This is a genomic window from Azonexus sp. GW821-FHT04F04 (assembly GCF_059420025.1).
This window is the reverse complement of the sequence record NZ_JBWKSX010000001.1, coordinates 228438-245863: the sequence shown is the minus strand read 5'-3', so window position 1 is coordinate 245863 and position 17426 is coordinate 228438. Positions and strand designations below refer to the sequence as shown.

At 63.5% G+C, this 17426-nt stretch carries 20 protein-coding genes; 9 read left to right on the top strand and 11 right to left on the bottom strand.

Features of this window, described 5'->3' with window-relative positions:
- Nucleotides 1–37: 37 nt before the first annotated feature.
- From ruvC to AC07TV_RS01170, 5 genes are all read right to left on the bottom strand, one after another.
- Nucleotides 38–577, bottom strand: coding sequence for a crossover junction endodeoxyribonuclease RuvC (ruvC, locus tag AC07TV_RS01190; protein ID WP_494646565.1), 540 nt, complete (start codon nt 575–577; stop codon nt 38–40).
- The gene (locus AC07TV_RS01185) at nt 574–1425 is read right to left on the bottom strand and encodes a DMT family transporter (protein WP_494646564.1); all 852 of its coding nucleotides are present in this window, start codon (nt 1423–1425) and stop codon (nt 574–576) included. Before AC07TV_RS01185 ends, ruvC begins: the two co-directional genes overlap by 4 nt.
- Nucleotides 1426–1431: 6 nt before the next feature.
- Complete coding sequence (locus tag AC07TV_RS01180; RefSeq protein ID WP_494646563.1) at nt 1432–1938, bottom strand: 3'-5' exonuclease; 507 nt, start codon at nt 1936–1938, stop codon at nt 1432–1434.
- Between the two features lie 29 nt (nt 1939–1967).
- Nucleotides 1968–2444 (bottom strand): hypothetical protein, encoded by a 477-nt coding sequence (locus AC07TV_RS01175; protein ID WP_494646562.1) that lies wholly within the window; start codon nt 2442–2444, stop codon nt 1968–1970.
- Between the two features lie 71 nt (nt 2445–2515).
- On the bottom strand, nt 2516–3241 hold the full coding sequence (locus AC07TV_RS01170) for a YebC/PmpR family DNA-binding transcriptional regulator (protein WP_494646561.1): 726 nt from the start codon (nt 3239–3241) through the stop codon (nt 2516–2518).
- Nucleotides 3242–3400: 159 nt separating this feature from the next.
- Between AC07TV_RS01170 and AC07TV_RS01165 the strand changes: the two genes are divergently transcribed.
- Both AC07TV_RS01165 and pepA read left to right on the top strand, forming a co-directional pair.
- Nucleotides 3401–5017: a helicase HerA-like domain-containing protein gene (locus tag AC07TV_RS01165; protein ID WP_494646560.1), complete on the top strand. Its 1617-nt coding sequence runs from the start codon at nt 3401–3403 to the stop codon at nt 5015–5017.
- Between the two features lie 348 nt (nt 5018–5365).
- Complete coding sequence (gene pepA / locus AC07TV_RS01160; protein ID WP_494646559.1) at nt 5366–6169, top strand: flocculation-associated PEP-CTERM protein PepA; 804 nt, start codon at nt 5366–5368, stop codon at nt 6167–6169.
- Nucleotides 6170–6290: 121 nt separating this feature from the next.
- Here pepA and AC07TV_RS01155 read toward each other — a convergent pair whose 3' ends face one another.
- The 3 genes from AC07TV_RS01155 to AC07TV_RS01145 form a co-directional block, all read right to left on the bottom strand.
- Nucleotides 6291–7199 (bottom strand): DMT family transporter, encoded by a 909-nt coding sequence (locus tag AC07TV_RS01155; protein ID WP_494646558.1) that lies wholly within the window; start codon nt 7197–7199, stop codon nt 6291–6293.
- A 13-nt stretch (nt 7200–7212) separates the two neighbouring features.
- On the bottom strand, nt 7213–7530 hold the full coding sequence (locus AC07TV_RS01150) for a chorismate mutase (protein ID WP_494646557.1): 318 nt from the start codon (nt 7528–7530) through the stop codon (nt 7213–7215).
- A 200-nt stretch (nt 7531–7730) separates the two neighbouring features.
- Nucleotides 7731–8606: an SDR family oxidoreductase gene (locus AC07TV_RS01145; RefSeq protein WP_494646556.1), complete on the bottom strand. Its 876-nt coding sequence runs from the start codon at nt 8604–8606 to the stop codon at nt 7731–7733.
- 89 nt (nt 8607–8695) lie between these two features.
- Between AC07TV_RS01145 and AC07TV_RS01140 the strand changes: the two genes are divergently transcribed.
- On the top strand, nt 8696–9103 hold the full coding sequence (locus AC07TV_RS01140; protein ID WP_494646555.1) for a winged helix-turn-helix transcriptional regulator: 408 nt from the start codon (nt 8696–8698) through the stop codon (nt 9101–9103).
- Nucleotides 9104–9194: 91 nt separating this feature from the next.
- On the top strand, nt 9195–9761 hold the full coding sequence (locus AC07TV_RS01135; RefSeq protein WP_494646554.1) for a Tll0287-like domain-containing protein: 567 nt from the start codon (nt 9195–9197) through the stop codon (nt 9759–9761).
- Here AC07TV_RS01135 and AC07TV_RS01130 read toward each other — a convergent pair.
- Nucleotides 9745–10653, bottom strand: a complete 909-nt coding sequence (locus AC07TV_RS01130; protein ID WP_494646553.1) for a LysR family transcriptional regulator — start codon at nt 10651–10653, stop codon at nt 9745–9747. The two genes, AC07TV_RS01135 and AC07TV_RS01130, sit on opposite strands and share 17 nt — an antisense overlap.
- A gap of 83 nt (nt 10654–10736) precedes the next feature.
- Between AC07TV_RS01130 and AC07TV_RS01125 the strand changes: the two genes are divergently transcribed.
- From AC07TV_RS01125 to ptsP, 4 genes are read left to right on the top strand one after another with little or no spacing between them, the layout of a single operon-like run.
- A complete protein-coding gene (locus AC07TV_RS01125; RefSeq protein WP_494646552.1) occupies nt 10737–11624 on the top strand; it encodes a DMT family transporter in 888 nt (295 codons plus the stop codon).
- Nucleotides 11625–11650: 26 nt separating this feature from the next.
- Nucleotides 11651–12040, top strand: coding sequence for a PTS sugar transporter subunit IIA (locus tag AC07TV_RS01120; RefSeq protein WP_494646551.1), 390 nt, complete (start codon nt 11651–11653; stop codon nt 12038–12040).
- A 5-nt stretch (nt 12041–12045) separates the two neighbouring features.
- Nucleotides 12046–12315: an HPr family phosphocarrier protein gene (locus tag AC07TV_RS01115; RefSeq protein WP_494646550.1), complete on the top strand. Its 270-nt coding sequence runs from the start codon at nt 12046–12048 to the stop codon at nt 12313–12315.
- 6 nt (nt 12316–12321) lie between these two features.
- Nucleotides 12322–14076 (top strand): phosphoenolpyruvate--protein phosphotransferase, encoded by a 1755-nt coding sequence (gene ptsP / locus AC07TV_RS01110; RefSeq protein ID WP_494646549.1) that lies wholly within the window; start codon nt 12322–12324, stop codon nt 14074–14076.
- Nucleotides 14077–14171: 95 nt separating this feature from the next.
- Here ptsP and AC07TV_RS01105 read toward each other — a convergent pair whose 3' ends face one another.
- Nucleotides 14172–14759 carry a tetratricopeptide repeat protein gene (locus AC07TV_RS01105; RefSeq protein ID WP_494646548.1) on the bottom strand — a complete coding sequence of 196 codons (588 nt, stop codon included), beginning with the start codon at nt 14757–14759 and terminating at the stop codon, nt 14172–14174.
- A 168-nt stretch (nt 14760–14927) separates the two neighbouring features.
- On the opposite strand from AC07TV_RS01105, the gene AC07TV_RS01100 reads away from it, so the two are divergent.
- Nucleotides 14928–16985: a TonB-dependent copper receptor gene (locus AC07TV_RS01100; protein ID WP_494646547.1), complete on the top strand. Its 2058-nt coding sequence runs from the start codon at nt 14928–14930 to the stop codon at nt 16983–16985.
- A 245-nt stretch (nt 16986–17230) separates the two neighbouring features.
- Here the strand turns inward: AC07TV_RS01100 and AC07TV_RS01095 are convergent, their stop codons facing one another.
- Nucleotides 17231–17416: a hypothetical protein gene (locus AC07TV_RS01095; protein ID WP_494646546.1), complete on the bottom strand. Its 186-nt coding sequence runs from the start codon at nt 17414–17416 to the stop codon at nt 17231–17233.
- Between the last annotated feature and the right edge of the window lie 10 nt (nt 17417–17426).

The window sequence follows — 17426 nt, the reverse complement described above, 5'->3', positions numbered from 1 at the left end:
TCTTTCTCGACAAAGTACTGTAATTTCACACAGGTCATCATCCTACCAGTCGTCCGCCACGAACGCGATAGCCGGCTGTCGCCAGCGCCCCGAGACCTTGCCCGCCATGCGCATGGCAAATGGCGCAGGCCAGCGCATCGGCGGCATCAGCGGTTGGCGCACCGGGCAGGCCGAGTAGCCGAATCACCATGTCCTGCACCTGTTCCTTGGCCGCCTTGCCGTGTCCGACCACGGCCTGCTTGGTCTGCAGCGCCGTGTATTCGGCCACCGGCAAACCGGCGTGAACCAGCGCGCTGAGCGCAGCACCGCGCGCCTGGCCGAGCAGCAGCGTCGATTGCGGATTGACGTTGACGAAGACCTTTTCCACGGCCGCCTGATTCGGCGCGTAGGTGGCGATCACTTCGCTGATACCGGCGAACAGCGTCTTGATGCGGTCGGGCAGCGACTCCTTGTCGTTCGACTTGATGCAGCCGCTGGCGACATAAACGAGCTTGTTGCCGTGCATTTCGATGACACCAAACCCGGTGATCCGCAGACCGGGGTCGATGCCAAGAATACGCGGTGCGGTGATGCTCATTTCGTCCTCGCCACCAGATAAACGCCACTCACGGCCACGACCATGCCGAATGCTGCGGTCAACGTCAAATTTTCGCCAAAAATGAAATAGGCGATCAGGGCGGTTGTCGGTGGTGTCAGGTAGAACAGGGCGGCAACATTGACCGCGCTGCCGCTGCGGATCAGCAGGTTGAGCAGGCTGATGGCACCGAGCGAGAGGACCAGCACGAGCCAGCCGAGGGCGAAGATGAACTGGCCGTTCCACTCGATCCGGTAATCCTCGAAAACGGCGACTGCGATGGCCGTGACGATGGCGGTTGGGACGAACTGGATGACCGAGCCGGTACGCAGGTCGAATTTCGGGCAGAAACGTTTCTGGTACAGCGTGCCGGCCGTGATACCGAGCAGCGCAACGACCGCCGGAATCAGCATCGGCCCCAGTGCGCCGTCACCGAGTTTCCCCGAAACGACCAGGCCGACGCCGGCAAAGCCGAGCCCGAGCCCGGCCCATTGGCGAGAGCTTACTTTCTCGCCGAGCAGCCAGCCGGCGCCAAAGGCCGTCAACAGCGGCTGCATGCCGACGACCAGCGCCGTCACCCCGGCCGGCAGGCCGTGCTTGATGGCGACGAAAACGCCACCGAGATAAACGGCATGGACGAGCACGCCGGAAACGCCGATGTGCAACCAGTCGCGCGCCTTCTCCGGCCAGGGCGCCCGGGTCGCCAGCGCAATGACCAGCATCAGCGTGATGACCAGCCCGTAGCGGCTGAGCAGGAAGGACAGCGGCTCGGCGTAAGGCAGGCCGAGCTTGGCGCCGATGAAGCCGGTGCTCCAAAGAAAGACGAAGAGAATGGGGTAGAAGCGTTGCATGGCCGCTCAGACGATAAGGTCGCCGGTACATTGCCGGCGTGCTTCGAGCAGGGTTTCAAAGAGGGTTCGCGCATCGCCGCTGGCCCGGTGACGTTGCAGCGCCAGGCGCGCTTCAACCTGCGACCGGGTGGCGTGCCACAGCGATTTCTCGCACTCGCTCAGCAGCTCGCGAATATCCCGAAAAACGAACGACGGCACCAGATCGACCGCGTCGTACATCAGGCTGAGCCAGACATAGTCGTAGGACCAGGCATCGCAATAGACGTGCTGGCCGCGCAGGTTGCGGTTGAGGGCCAGACAGACATCGACGGCGGATTTTCCATGGCTGGCCAGTTGTTCGCGGGCGATGCCATGCACCGCCTCGGCCGAACTGTCCCAATGCGTCCAGCTTGCTTCCGGGCGGATCAGCGTGCAGAACGAGCTGCCATCCGGCATGAAATAGCCGATTTCGATCGGATAGCTGCCCTTGCCGAAGCCGGAGGCTTCGATGTCGATGATGACGGGCAAGGTCATGGCCTGCCGCGCGCCGGGCGTCTCAGGTTTCAGTCGCAGCTCGCCTGGCAATTGGCCGCATCGCCGGCGCAGGCTTTTTCATCGAGCAGCTTGCAGGCGCCTTTGGTCCGGTGGGTGAAATTGATCCCGCTCGGGTAAGTGCACACCAGCTTGGTCAGCTTGCCCTGCGCCACGACTTTCATGCCCGTCGCCTTGAGCGCCTTGAACCTGTCGGCCGGCAGATCGCAGGAGACATAACCGTCGAACTCGCCATCCTTCGATTCCCAGCGCGCCGTGTTCTTCATCTGGCGATAGTCTGCGTAGCGAACGCATGAATCAGTCTGATTGGCGTAAGCCTTGGCGTTGTCGCTGCAATAACCGTTGTAGGTGAATTTGAGTTCTTCTTCGCTCGGGCAGGCATTGACCTGGACGGCGGCGGCCAGCTCAGGGCAGGCCAACTGGCCGGCAGAGGCCGAAACACTCAGCGTGGCAGCGAACAGGGCAAGGGTGAGCGAACGAAGATTCATGGAAGTCCTTTGGCTGCAACGGCAAGGCAGGGGCGAGGCGCGCCCCCGAGGGCGACGCGCCTCGCGGCACGTCAGTCTTCGATGACTGCCGTGGTGTAGATTTCCTGCACGTCGTCGAGGTTTTCCAGCGCGTCGAGCAGCTTCTGCATCTTCACGCCTTCCTCGCCGGTAAAGACGTTTTCGCCCTCTGGCTTCATCGTCACTTCGCCGAACTCCGGCTTGAAGCCAGCGGCTTCGAGCGCATCCTTGACGGCCATGTAGTCGTTCGGCGGGGTCAGCACTTCGATCGAGCCGTCGTCGTTGGTCGTCACGTCGTCGGCACCGGCCTCGATGGCGGCGTCCATGAGGGCGCCCTCGTCCGTGCCCGGAGCGAAGATCATCTGGCCGCAATGCTTGAACTGGAATGCCACGCAACCGTCGGAACCCATGTTGCCGCCGAACTTGGAAAACGCGTGGCGAACTTCGGCCACCGTGCGCACCTTGTTGTCGGTCAGGCAATCAACCATGATCGCCGCGCCGCCGATGCCGTAGCCTTCGTAGCGGATCTCGATGTACTCGACGCCTTCGAGTTCGCCCGTGCCTTTCTTGATCGCCGTGTCGATCTTGTCCTTGGGCATATTGACGCCCTTGGCCTTGTCGACCGCGACGCGCAGGCGCGGGTTGAAGTTGATGTCACCGCCGCCCATCTTGGACGCAACGGTAATTTCCTTGGCAATCTTCGAGAAGGCGGCACCGCGCTTCTCGTCCTGGCGACCTTTACGGTGCTGGATATTGGCCCACTTGGAATGACCAGCCATGCTGTTTTCCCTGAATGCAAATAACGAAGAAGGCGTGATTTTACTCGCCCGGCGGCTTCTCGTCAGGCCGGCGTAGCAGGCCAACTTACGCTATTTAACAAAGCGCCATCACGGCATTGCTAGAATGCCGGAATACTTTTCCCGCTGGAGCCTTTTGCCATGTCCGAACCCATGTACCTCGCCAAATCCGAAGACGGTTACCCGGCCCTGCTGCCGCAGATGGCCAACCGCCACGGGCTGATCACCGGTGCCACCGGTACCGGCAAGACAGTGACCCTGCAATCGATGGCCGAACGGCTGTCCTTTGCCGGCGTCCCGGTCTTCATGGCGGATGTGAAAGGCGACCTCTCGGGCATGGGCGCCGCCGGCAACCCCTCGGAAAAGCTGCTCAAGCGCATCGCCGATCTCGGCCTTGAAGGCTTCGTCCCCTACGCCAACCCGGTCGCTTTCTGGGACGTCTTTGGCGAAAACGGCATTCCAATCCGCGCCACCGTTTCCGACATGGGCCCGCTGCTCCTCGCCCGCCTACTCAACCTCAACGACACGCAAGGCGGCGTCCTGCAACTGGTCTTCAAGATCGCCGACGATCAAGGCCTGCTCCTGCTCGACCTCAAGGACCTGCGCGCCATGGTCCAGCACGTCGGCGACAACGCCAAGACGTTCACCACCGAATACGGCAACGTCGCCTCGGCCTCCATCGGCGCCATCCAGCGCGGCCTGCTGACGCTCGAACAACAAGGCGGCGACCAGTTCTTCGGCGAGCCGATGCTCGACATCAACGACCTCATGAAAGTCGACGAAAACGGCCGCGGCGTCATCAACGTGCTGTCAGCCGAAAAGCTCGTCCAGGCCCCGGCCCTCTACTCCACCTTCCTGCTCTGGCTGCTCTCCGAACTGTTCGAGCAACTGCCCGAAGCCGGAGATCTCGACAAGCCCAAGCTCGCCTTCTTCTTCGACGAAGCCCACCTGCTGTTCAGCGACGCACCCCAGGCGCTGACCGACAAGGTCGAGCAGGTCGTCCGCCTGATCCGCTCGAAGGGCGTCGGCGTCTATTTCGTCACGCAGAACCCGCTCGACGTTCCGGAAAAAATCCTCGGCCAGCTCGGCAACCGCGTCCAGCACGCCCTGCGCGCCTTCACCCCGCGCGATCAGAAAGCCGTCCAGGCAGCAGCCGAAACGATGCGCGCCAACCCCAAATTCGACGCCGCCACGGTCATCACCGAACTCGGTGTCGGCGAAGCGCTGGTTTCCTTCCTCGACGAAAAAGGCCGGCCGACCATCGTCGAACGCGGCCTCATTTTCCCGCCCGCCTCCCGCCTCGGCCCGCTGACCGCTGACGAACGCCAGGCCTTCATCAAATCGAGCCCGCTGCTTGCCACCTACGGCACCACGGTCGACCGCGAATCCGCCTACGAAATCCTGCGCGGCAAACCCGCCGCCACCCAAGCCGCCCCCGGCGCCATCCCCGCCCCGCCGGCCGGCGGTAATATCAATGACAGCGACTGGGGCAATAGCGCCAACCAGGAACCCGTGCGTCGCCAACCTGCTCCGCAAGCCCGCCAGCCCGAACCGGCACCGCAAGAGTCCGGCGGCATCTTCGGCACCATCGGTGACATGCTCGGCGGCACCACCGGCCCGCGCGGCGGACGCCGTGAAGGTGTGCTCGAAAGCGCTGCAAAAAGCGCCGCGCGCGGCGTTGCCGGAACGGTTGGCCGGGAGATCGGCAAGCAGATTTTGCGCGGGGTGCTGGGGTCGATTCTGGGTGGGCGGCGCTGAGCGACTAACCCTGATAGTCCCCGGCCTTTGCCGGGGATTCCTCCCCCTGGCAATGGCGCAGAACCTCCTGCGCCATTTTCATTTTTGGGCCATTTTCCCGGTTGACCGTGGCTATCACTGCCCCCCGTCGCCTCGTGCAATTCGTGCCGATCCCGCCCATCGGCGGCGGGCACGGTGAATCGCAAATGACATATATCAACATGATTTGCCGCGGCGGCGATAAACTCGCCCGGCATTTTCCATTTGGCATATCAGGATGGTGTTGATTCCGATCGCCAGATACCCTTCAAACGGCTCAGAAGCAAGTCAGGGCCGCCGTCCAATACACAAGAAAGAAACCCGAACGTCATGCAATCGTTAAATAAAATCAAACACGGCCTGAGCATTCTGGCCCTCGCCTTTTCGGCACAATCAGCCCTAGCGGCCGACGGTTGGCAGATCAATCCGCTGGGCAGCGGGGCAAGTGGCGCCAGCGCGGTTTCGACGCTCAATGTTGGTGGCATCGGCTTTGTGCAAATGCTGCCGGATGCGATCAATCCCGGAATTTTCACCTTCATCGAACATGGGGCCTATCAGGCGTTCAGCCCGGGCAGCAGTTCACCGTTCGCCGGCAATGAAATCACCGTTTCCTATTCGGTTTCCGGCTCCGGCAGCATTGTTGACCCGAGCGCCCTGCGCTTGACGACCGGGAAGATCGAGCTTTTCTCCGATTCGAATCGCGACTTCGGCTCGATGGCGACTAATTACGGTGCCGACAATGGCATCCATATCGCCAGTTTCGACGTTACCTACGGCTACCCGGCAAACAGTCAGGGGCTGGTTGTGGTGAACGCCGTTGGCGTTGTCGGCAGCTTTGCGTCGGGTTATCTGTTCAATTCGGCCGGCACCGATCTGGCAACGCTCTCGAACATCCAGCTTCAGCTCACCCTGTTCAATCAGCAGATCGACGCCGATGGCCCGATGATCGCCGGCGTCGCCTGCGGCCTTGCCGAAGCTTGTCCGGAAGGCAAATTCGCCCCCTCACCACTGGCCTTCACCGTGCAGGACAGTGGTTCGGTGAGCATTTCGGCCGTGCCTGAACCCGAGTCTGCGGCGATGCTTCTGGCCGGTCTCGGCCTGCTGGCTGGTGTCGCGCGTCGTCGTCGCGGCTGATTCAGAATAGTCCGGGCGCCGATCTGCCGCCCGGACCGCTTCACCACAATGGCGCAGGATCTTCTGCGCCATTTCATTTTTGGGCCTTTTTCCCGGTTGACCGTGGAATTCGACGGAGAAGCTATCCCACAGCCTCCGGCTCACCTCGCGGCGGGCGCAGCAGACTGGCCAGCATCGTCCATTCATGCACGCTGAGCCCGAGCAGGATCAGACCGGTGCCGAACCACAGGCGCAGGCCGATGCTCTCGCCGTTGAGCCAGTGGCCGAGCAGCAGCGCGATGACCGGGGTGATCAGCGTGATGAGGGCCACCTTCGAGGTTTCGAGGTGCTTGATCACGTAGTAATAGAGCGCGAAACCGATCACCGAACCGAAGACGCCGAGATACACGATGGCCGCCCCGGCCCGTGGCGGGACCATCTCGGGCAATCGGCCATCGGTCAGATACCAGACCAAGCCAAAGAAGGGCAGGGCGACGGTCAGCGTACCGACGGTGGTGGCCAGCGGCGGGCTGTCGTCGCCGATGTGCTTGAGCCAGACGAGGCAGCCGGAGTAAATGAAGACAGCGACGAGCAGCGCGACCAGACCGGGCAGCGCATTTTCGTGACCAAGGCTGTCGCCGTGGATGAAAATCGTCGCCAGACCGAGCGCACCGAGCAACATGCCGGTCAGCTTGAGGCGCGTCAGTGAGCGCTCACCCAGGAAGAGCGCGGCAAGGAGACCGGCGGCCAGCGGCGACAAGCCAAAGAGGACAGAAATCAGCCCGGAATGAATATAGCGTGCCGCCCAGTAGGTGAGCGCCATGGCGAAAAACAGGCCAAGGCCGCCGACCAGATAGGCGCGGCGCGCCCGGTCGTGCAGCGGAAAACGGATGCGCCAGGCGATGACGACGGCGGCGGCGACAAGGACGCCGATCAACATGCGGGCGAAGACGGCGAGGGCAAAACTGGTGCCCTCGGTACTCCACTGGATGGCCAGTGGCGTGGTGGACCAGATCAGGATGATGCCAAGATAGGCGAAGGGTATGGACACAGTATTCTCCGGTTCAGTGCGGTTGCGGCGAGGGCGGATGTAACGCGGCCTGGGCAAGGCGCTCGGCGTCGATGAAGGCGGCGATCATGGCGCGCCAGGTCGCATCGACCACGGCCGGATCGGCGCCCAGCTCAACGGCCAGCGCATCTACTTTCGCCATTACCTGGGCGACGCGTTGCGGCGCTGGCACCTCCTCGGCGGTCTTCTTGAAGCCAGCCGCCTGCCGGACATAAGCGCCACGCTCGGCAATCAACGCCACCAGTTGGCGATCCAGGCGATCGATGTTGTCGCGCACTTCAGCCAACGAGGCAGATTGGGCGATACGGGTCATGGCACTTCCTTTCGGTGACGGAAAATACAAAGAGAAAACAAAAAGGCCGCGGGTTTAAATCCGCGGCCTTTGCTTGAATCAGGTCAGAAAACTTCGACTATCTCACCCCGGGCCCCGGACAAACAGCAACGCGCCACGCACGCAGAATGCGGCGGCACGGGGCGTTCAGGACGAACAGGGAAATAGCAGAAATCATGGATTCATTTTGCCGGCATATTGTGCAGTGCGTCAAGCACCGGCTTGATCTGCGCGGCAATCGGCGTCGTCGGGCGTCCGATCAGCCGGCTCAACTGATGACTGTCATCGAAAAGCGCGCCCTGAGCGGCGCCCGCGTCGGAGTCGGCGAGCAAGCCGGCAAAGCCCTCCGGCAATCCGGCACCAACCAGCGCCGCCTTGAATTCAGCCTCGGGCAGATTCTGGTAGACGACGGGCTGTCCGGACTGGCGCGCCACCTCGGCGGCCAGCTCGGCCAGTGAATAGCTTGCATCGCCGGCCAGTTCGTATATCCGTCCGGCCTGGTTGTCGGCGGTCAGCACCGTGGCCGCAGCGGCAGCATAGTCGGCCCGGGCAGCCGAGGCGATCCGGCCATCGCCGGCACTGCCGATCAGCGCCCCGAACTGCAATGCCGTCGGCACGCTGGCCAGATAGTTTTCCGAATACCAGCCATTGCGCAGCAGCACGAACGGCAGGCCGGAATCCTTGAGCAACGCCTCGGTCGCCTTGTGTTCGGTGGCCAGCCCGAGCGGCGAGGTATCGGCATGGAGCAGGCTGGTGTAAGCGATCAGCTTGACCCCGGCGCGGCTGGCCGCTTCGATGACGGCGCGGTGCTGCGGGACGCGGCTGCCGACTTCGCTCGAAGAAATGAGCAGCAGCTTGTCCACCCCGCGAAAGGCGGCTTCCAGCATAGCCGGCTGGTTGTAGTCGGCGTGCCTGACATGTACGCCGCGCGCGGCCAGGTCGGCGACCCGATCCGGATTGCGCACGGCGGCAACGATTTCAGTGGCCGGCAATTCTTTCAATAACGCTTCGATGACAAGACGGCCGAGTTGGCCGGAGGCTCCGGTGATGGCGATCATGGTTGAAATTCCTTGGGTTGGTTGAGGAGAAATGGCAGAATACCAACCATGCTAATTTTTAGTAAGTACGCACATAAAGGTAAGTACCAATGCACAACGACAACACCCAAGTCGCCGAGGCATCTTCCACACTGTCGGCGCAGATGCGGCGCGGCGACCTGTTCGCCGAAAAATGCCCGTCGCGAGACGTCCTCAAACACGTCACCAGTCGCTGGGGCGTGCTGATCCTCGTCGCCTTGCTCGGCGGCACCCACCGCTTCAGCGACCTGCGCCGCAAGACGGCCGGCGTCAGCGAACGCATGCTCGCCCAGACCCTGAAATGGCTCGAAAGCGACGGCTTCGTCGCCCGCAAGGCCTACCCGGTCGTCCCACCCCACGTCGAATACAGCCTGACCCCGCTCGGCCACCAAGTCGCCCTCAAGGTCGAAGCCCTGGCCGACTGGATCGAAGGGAACCTGCCGCAGATCATGGCCGCCCAGGCGCCGCCGGAGGCATGAATGGTGTCGGGACTTAGCCAACCGGGAAAACGCCGAACTGTCATCAAGCGGGCGTAAAATAAGCGTTTCCTAATTTAGATTGGAGTCCGCCATGAAAGCACTTCTCCCCATCGCCCTGTTGCTTGCCGCGCTACCTGCCCTGGCTCAGGACATCGGTGCGCTGACCGCCGAAACGAAAAAAGCCGTACTGCCAGTCGTCCCCAAAGTCGTCAATGCCATGCAGGAAGCTGTCGCCGAAAAGGGCGTCGCCGGGGCGATTCCCGTATGCAAGGAACAGGCGCCGGAACTGATCAAGGCCAAGCGCCAGGAAACCGGCTGGGACATCCGTCGCGTCAGCCTCAAGACACGCAATGCCGAGCGCGGCACGCCGGATTTGTGGGAAGTTCGCCAGCTCGCCGACTTCAACATTCGCGCTGCCAATGGCGAGAAGATCGACACGATGGAAAAGAGCGAGATCGTCAGCATCGACGGCAAACAGGTCTTCCGCTACATGAAGGCGCTGCCGGTCGGCGACGTTTGCCTCAAGTGCCACGGCGCGGTCGATGGCATGGAAGCCGGCCTCAAGGCCAAGCTGGCCGAGAGCTACCCGCATGATCAGGCCACCGGCTACAGCAAGGGCCAGATTCGTGGTGCGCTGACCGTCAAGCGCCCGCTGTAATTTCAGCGCCGCCCTTGCCGGCCAGATGGTCGAAGAGGGCGGCCGCCGCCGGGCTCAGTACGGCCCGCGAACGAACGCACAGTTGCAAATCGCGCGGCGCCCACGGGTCGGTGATTTCTATCGTTTTTATGCCGTCGACCGTGGCCGAGCGCGGCACCATGCCGATACCGACGCCGGCCGCCACCATGCGGCAGACGGCGCTGAAACTGCGCACCTGAATGCGCACGTCGAGCCGGCTGCCGAGGCGGGCAGCGTGGTTCATCATGAAGGTATGGATGGCGCTGCCGGCGTGCAGGCAGACGAAGGGCTCACCGAGCACATCGGCGAAAGCCAGTTCGTTTTTGTCGGCCAGTGGGTGGCCGGGGGCGACGATGAGGACCAGACGGTCCTGCCGGTACGGGCGCGTTTCGACGCCGGTCAGGCCGACTTCCGACGCCACCACGCCAATATCGACCTGCCCGGCCACCACGGCCTGAATGATTGCCGGACTCGGCTGCTCTTCGAGGCTGACGCGGACGCGCGGATGTTCGCGCAGGAAATCACCGAGGTCTTCCGGCAGGAAGCAGTTGATGGCGTTGGTGTTGGCAAACACGGTGACCTGGCTGTTCAGGCCGCTGGCGTAGGGCGCCAGATCGGCATGCATCTGTTCGAGCTGGGCGAAGACTTGCCGGGCGTGGCGGAGCAGCGATTCGCCGGCCGCCGTCGGCGTCAGGCCACGGGCATGGCGGGCGAAGAGCGGCACGCCGAGGGCAGCTTCAAGTTGCGTCAGCCGGTGGCTGGCCGAGGACGGCGCCAGATGCACCTGTTCGGCGGCACGGGTCAGGCTGCCGGAATCGGCGATGGCGGCGACAAGCCGCAGGTCAGGGAGGTCGTAGCGCACGGTTTCGTCCATAACGAATGCTTGCTTTGAATAATACCAATTGCCCAGCCAGCCAATGGCGCTTTTAATGGCATCTGGCCAACATCAACCCGGGAATGGTTTTGGAAAAATCGAATGCTTATGGTGCAGGTCTGGCGCTCATCGCGGCGCTCGGCTTTTCGCTCAAAGCAATTTTCGTCAAGCTGGCCTATCCCTACGGCGTCGATGCCATCACGCTGCTCGCCTTGCGCATGGGTTTTGCGCTGCCGGTTTTCCTGTGGGTCGGGCTGGCCGGGCAGCGGGCCGGCGCCAGCCTGACGCGCGACGACTGGCTCAAGCTGTTCGCCCTCGGCTGCCTCGGCTATTACGGGGCGAGCATTCTCGACTTCTGGGGGCTGGAATACATTTCGGCCGGCCTCGAACGGCTCATTCTTTTTACCTACCCGACGCTGACCATCCTGATCGGCGTGCTCTTTCAGGGCAAGCCCTTCACCCGCCGCGAAGTGATCGCCGTGGCGCTGTGCTATCTCGGCATCGGCTTCGCCTTCGTGCACGACCTTGGCCTCGGCGATGCGCGCGATGTGTGGATCGGCGGCGCGCTGGTCTTCGGTTCCAGCGTGTCGTATGCGCTCTATCTGTCGGGCAGCGGGACGATGATCGCCCGCCTTGGCGCCATGCGTTTTTCGGCGCTGGCCATGCTCGTTTCGTCGGCCGTGACGCTGGCGCACTTCTCAGCCTCGCACCCGCTCACCGCCTTCATCCAGCCGCTTCCGGTTTATGGCTGGGGGCTGGCGATGGCCGTGTTCGCCACCATCGTCCCGGTCTTTGCCCAGTCGGCGGCGATACGCCGGATCGGCGCCGGCCGGGCTTCGCTGTTCGGCATGGTCGGACCGATCCTGACCATCGGTTTCGGCTGGTGGCTGCTTGGCGAATCGATTTCGCTGGCCCAGCTGGCCGGCGCCGCGCTGGTCGTCATCGGCATACTGATCGTCAGCCGCCGGTAAATGCGCTTCGGGTTAGAATCCCGGGCATGATCGGCATCTTTCTCATCACCCACGGCAGCTATGGCGAGGCGCTCGTCCAGAACGTCAGCCATGTGCTGAACAAGCGCCCGCCGCAGGTGATGCAGCTCGGTCTCACATCGCAGGATGATCCGCTCGACATGCTGCCGATGGCGCGCGACATGCTCGCCCTGGTCGACAAGGGGGACGGGGTGCTGATCCTGACCGATATTTTCGGCGCCTCTCCGGCCAACCTTGCGCTAAAGTTGCTTGAACGTGGCCGGATCGAAGGTCTGACCGGCGTCAATATGCCCATGCTGTTGCGCGCCCTGACTTACCGCGACAAGGGCATGGAAACCCTGCTTGTCCGTGCCCGCGATGGCGGCCGCGACGGCATCATCAACATGCTGGACCACTGAAAACCATGATCACGACCGAAACCGAAATCATCAACAAGCTCGGCCTCCATGCCCGCGCCTCCGCCAAGCTGACCCAGATGGCCGGCAAGTACAAGTGCGAGGTGTGGATGAGCAAGGGCACCCGCCGCATCAACGCCAAGAGCATCATGGGCGTCATGATGCTGGCCGCCGGCAAGGGTTCGAAGGTAACGCTGGAAACCAGCGGCCCCGATGAAGCCGAAGCCATGGAAGCCCTGCTCGCCCTGATCGCCGACTATTTCGGCGAGGGAGAATAAGCCGCCATGAGCTTCATCCTGCACGGTCTCGGGGTTTCCGGCGGCATCGCCATCGGGCGGGCCATGCTCATGTCGCATGCGACGCTCGAGGTGGCTCACCTGACGCTGACGCCGCGCATGATAGACAAGGAAATAGAGCGCTTCGACGACGCCATCAAGGCGGTCAAGGAAGAGCTCATCCAGATGAAGGAGAACACCGAGCACGCCCCGGCCGAGCTCAACGCCTTTATTGACATCCACACCATGTTCCTCGAAGACCCGGAACTGGCGGTCAAGCCGCGCGACATCATCCGTGAGCGCCGGTGCAACGCCGAATGGGCGCTGGTCCAGCAGATGGAGCACCTGGTCGACCAGTTCGAGCAGTTTGACGATCTCTACCTGCGCGAACGCAAGTTCGATGTCGTGCAGGTGGTCGAGCGCGTCGTCAAGGAACTGCTTGGCCACCCCCGCCGCGCCACGCTGAAGGCGGCCAAGAGTTCGAAGGAAGAGGCGCTGATCATCGTCGCCCACGACCTTTCGCCGGCCGACACCATTGCCTTCAAGGACCACCGTTTCGCCGCCTTCATCACCGATGTCGGTGGCGCCACCTCGCATACCTCGATTCTCGCCCGCAGCATGGCGATCCCCGCCGTGCTCGGCCTGGAGAACGCCCGCGGCCTGATCCGCGACGATGAGTTGCTGATCGTCGACGGCATGCGCGGCGTCGTCATCGTCAATCCGGACCAACGCGTGCTGGACGAATACCAGCTGCGCAAGGAACAGATCGAACTCGAAAGGAACAAGCTCAAGCGCCTCAAGACAGCCAAGTCGGAAACCATCGACGGCATCCCGGTGCAGCTGTTCGCCAATATCGAACTGCCCGGCGACGTACCGATGGCGCTCGATTGCGGCGCCGAAGGCATCGGCCTGTTCCGCACCGAATTCCTGTTTCTCGACCGCGGCGACATGCCCGACGAGCGCGAGCAGTACGAGGCCTACAAGAAGGTGGTCAAGGGCATGGGCGGCCGGCCGGTCACCATTCGCACCTTCGACCTCGGCAACGACAAGGACTTGCGCCCGAACAGCAGCGCCGGCGACCGCGTGCAGACCAACCCGGCGCTCGGCCGCCGCGCCATCCGGCTGTCGCTGGCCGAGCCGCGGATGTTCCAGACGCAACTGCGGGCCATCCTGCGTGCCTCGAAACACGGCCCGATCAAGCTGCTCATCCCGATGCTGGCCCACGCCCACGAGATCGACCAGACGCTGGCCGCACTCGAGCAGGCGAAATCGAGCCTGCGTGGCGAGAAGGTGACTTTCGACGAAAACATCCAGGTCGGCGGCATGATCGAAATCCCCGCCGCCGCGCTGGCCATCGGCATCTTCCTGCGCCGCCTCGACTTCCTGTCGATCGGCACCAACGACCTGATCCAATACACGCTGGCCATCGACCGCTCCGACGAGCAGGTCGCCGCCCTCTACGACCCGCTGCACCCGGCCGTGCTGATGCTGCTCGCCCACACGCTGTCGATGGCGGAAAAAGCCAACATCCCGGTTTCGGTGTGCGGCGAAATGGCCGGCGACCCTGACCTGACCCGTTTGCTGCTCGGCATGGGCCTGCGCATTTTCTCGATGCACCCGTCGCAGATTCTCAAGGTCAAAAACCGCGTGCTCAAATCCGACGTGAACGAAATCGCCCCCAACGTCCGCAAGATGCTGCGCCTCGACGAACCGGGAAAACTGCGTGAAGCGCTCGACAAGCTGAACGGCGTTACCGCCAGCTAAGGCGGTTTCCGGGCGGCTGGCGCACCAAACAGCCGGCCGATGCGGATGCCACGGTCAACCGGAAAAAACGCCCAAAATTGAAATGCCGGCCGCGCTCAGCGTATCGTCGTCGCTGCGTCCAGCGCCGCCGTTTCGGTCGGACGCCCGGCATCCATCCCGGCCCTGTGCCTGAGTTCGGCGACAACCAGGGCTGAGCTTGCCCGCGAAGCCGCCACCTGTTCGCGGCGGTCGCGCTCCTCGATCAAGGCCAGCGCCTGCTCTCGCCAGGCGACCATTTGCGGCTCATGTTCGTGATGCAGATGGTGTTTGCGATTCATCGTAAACCAGCGGTGCGCCTCGGCTTCGTCTGCCGCCACGCCCTGACCGATCTGGTACATCAGGCCGATCTGCATCTGCGCCACCTTGTCACCCAGCTCGGCTGCCTGCCGGTACCAGCGCAGCGCCGCCGCATAGTCGAGCGGCACGCCGTCAGCGTACTGGTGAATCACCGCCAGGTTGTAGGCGGCATCGACATTTCCCTTGGCGGCCAAGTCGGTCCAGATCGCCACCGCCCGTCCGGTATCGCCGGCCTTGTGCAACTTTGCGGCCGTCCGCAAGTCGTCATCGGCCGTGCCGGCCATGACGGAAAGGCTGGTCACCGAGAGCCAAAGGGCGACAAGAAAACGGATCGGCATTCCTGACATGGACTGACTCCGGCGCGGCAAAAGAAGCGTCGAATCCTACGGCGCCACTGCCTCCATTGGAATTAGACAAATTGCCGCGCGACAATTTGTCGCATTCCCGCCGCCCGCCAACTCCCGGACAATCAGCGCGCGTTTAAACACCAATACCAATAATTCAGGGAGAGTTTCATGGGGTACCACCTTCGTCCGCTGGCCGCCGCAATGGCTGTCGCATTTTCCGGCAGCTTGCCGGTCATGGCGCAAACCACCGTACTCGACACCGTCGTCGTCACGGCCGCGCAAATGGACGAACCGCTCAAGGTGGTCACCGACCCCAAGGCCCCGAAGCAACCGATCCCGGCCCATGACGGCGCCGATTACCTGAAAACCGTGCCCGGCTTCAGCGTCATCCGCAAAGGCGGCACCGACGGCGACCCGGTGCTGCGCGGCATGGCCGGCTCACGCCTCAACATCCTGCTTGATGGCGAACACATTCTCGGCGGCTGCGGCAACCGCATGGACCCGCCCACCGCCTACGTTTTCCCCGAATCCTACGATCGCGTGACCATTCTCAAGGGCCCGCAAACGGTCAGCCACGGCCCGGGCAATTCGGCCGGCACCGTGCTCTTCGAGCGCGACATCCGGCGCTTCGCGCAAACCGGCTACCGCTTCAACGGCAGCCTGACCGCCGGCAGCTTCGGCCGCAACGACCAGGTCATCGACGCCCGCGCCGGGACGCCCGAGTTCTACGCCCAGATCAACGGCACGCGGTCGAGCAGCGACGACTACGAAGACGGCGACGGCAACAAGGTCAATTCCGCCTACACGCGCTGGAGCACCGGCGCGACGCTGGGCTGGACGCCGAACGACAACACCCGCCTCGAACTCTCCGTGCTCAAGAGCGACGGCGAAGCGGCCTACGGCGACCGGACCATGGATGGCGTCAAGTTCGACCGCCAGAACGTCGGCCTCAAGTTCGAAACGCGCCAGGTATCGAGCCTGATCGAGAAAATCGAAGCACAGGTCTATTACAACTATGTCGATCACGTCATGGACAACTACACGCTGCGCACCAAGCCGGCCGGCAGCATGTACATGGTCAGCAACCCGGACCGCGAAACGACCGGCGGGCGCCTCGCCGTCGCCCTGCGCCCGACCGACATGCTGCAACTGACGCTGGGCGCCGATTACCAGCGCAACATCCACACCCTGCGCAGCGCCTCCTCGATGACCGCGGTGCCGGCTTTTGAGCAACTGAGCCGCGCCGAAGATGCCAATTTCACCAACTTCGGCCTGTTTGGCGAAGCGACCTGGCATCTGTCCGACGCCCGGCGCATCATCGGCGGCCTGCGCAGCGACAGCTGGGAAGCCCGGGACCAGCGCACCACGCTGCGCCTCGGCACCGGCATGGGCGCCACTACCGTCGCCAACCCGACCGCCGGCCAGAGCCGCGACAGCACGCTGACCAGCGGTTTCGCCCGTTATGAGCACGACCTGCAGGCCGGCTCGACGCTTTACGCCGGCCTTGGCCACAGCGAGCGTTTCCCGGATTACTGGGAAACGGTGTCGGCGAGCAAGGAAAGCGCCGACTCGACCAGCGCCTTCAACACCAAGCCCGAGAAGACCAACCAGCTCGACATCGGCTGGATCCGCAACCTCGGCGCGCTGTCCTTCTCGGCCTCCGGTTTCTACAACGAGATCGACGACTACATTCTGGTCCAGTCGGGCGTCGTCAAGGCGACGCCGGCCCGCACCGTATCGATCGTCCGCAACATCGACGCCCATACCTGGGGCGGCGAAATCGGCGCCGCCTACCAGATCGACAGCAACTGGAAAATCGACAGCTCGCTGGCCTATGTCCGCGGTGAAAACGAGACCGACGGCACCCCGCTTGCCCAGATCCCGCCGCTCGAAGGCCGCCTCGGCCTGGCGTGGAACAATGGCACCTGGTCGGTCGGCTCGCTGCTCCGCCTGGTCGCCGGGCAAAAACGCTACGACCTCAACAAGGGCAACATCGTTGGCCAGGACATCGGCGCCACCGGCGGTTTCGGCGTCTTCTCGCTGAACGCCAGCTACAAGCCGAGCCGCGCCGTGCTCGTCTCGGCCGGGGTCGACAACCTGTTCGACAAGACCTACGCCGAACACATCAGCCGCGGCGGCGCCGCCGTCACCGGCTACGACCAGACATTCCGCATCAACGAGCCGGGCCGCACGCTATGGCTCAAGGCCCAGGTCAGTTTCGACTGAGCGAGGAGTTTTCAAATTAGCCTGTTTTTTCCGGTCGACCGTAGCAATCCCCCCGGCGCCCAGCGCGCCGGGCGCCAACTGGCGGCCGGCGAAGGCATCTATCACGCCGGCGCCGATGGCCTGGCCTGGCGGCTCAACAGCGGCGTCGTCCGGCTCGACAACGTCAGGTCAGCCAGCGACGCCTCGTTTGCCAGCCTCGCCGTCCCCGGCGACATCCTCGGCTGCGAAACGCTGCTCTTTGGCTGCTACACCTTCTCGGCGACGGCGCTGACCCAGTGCCAGCTATCGCCGTGGCCAGAGGGCGCCGGCGCACTGGCCGGCGAATCGCTGCTCGCCTCGCTCGCCCAGGCCCAGCAACGGGCGGCCGAAGTCGTCGCGCTACGCGGCGGCCAGGCGGCGGATCGGGTCCTTGGCCTGATCCGGCTATTCACCGACAGCGCC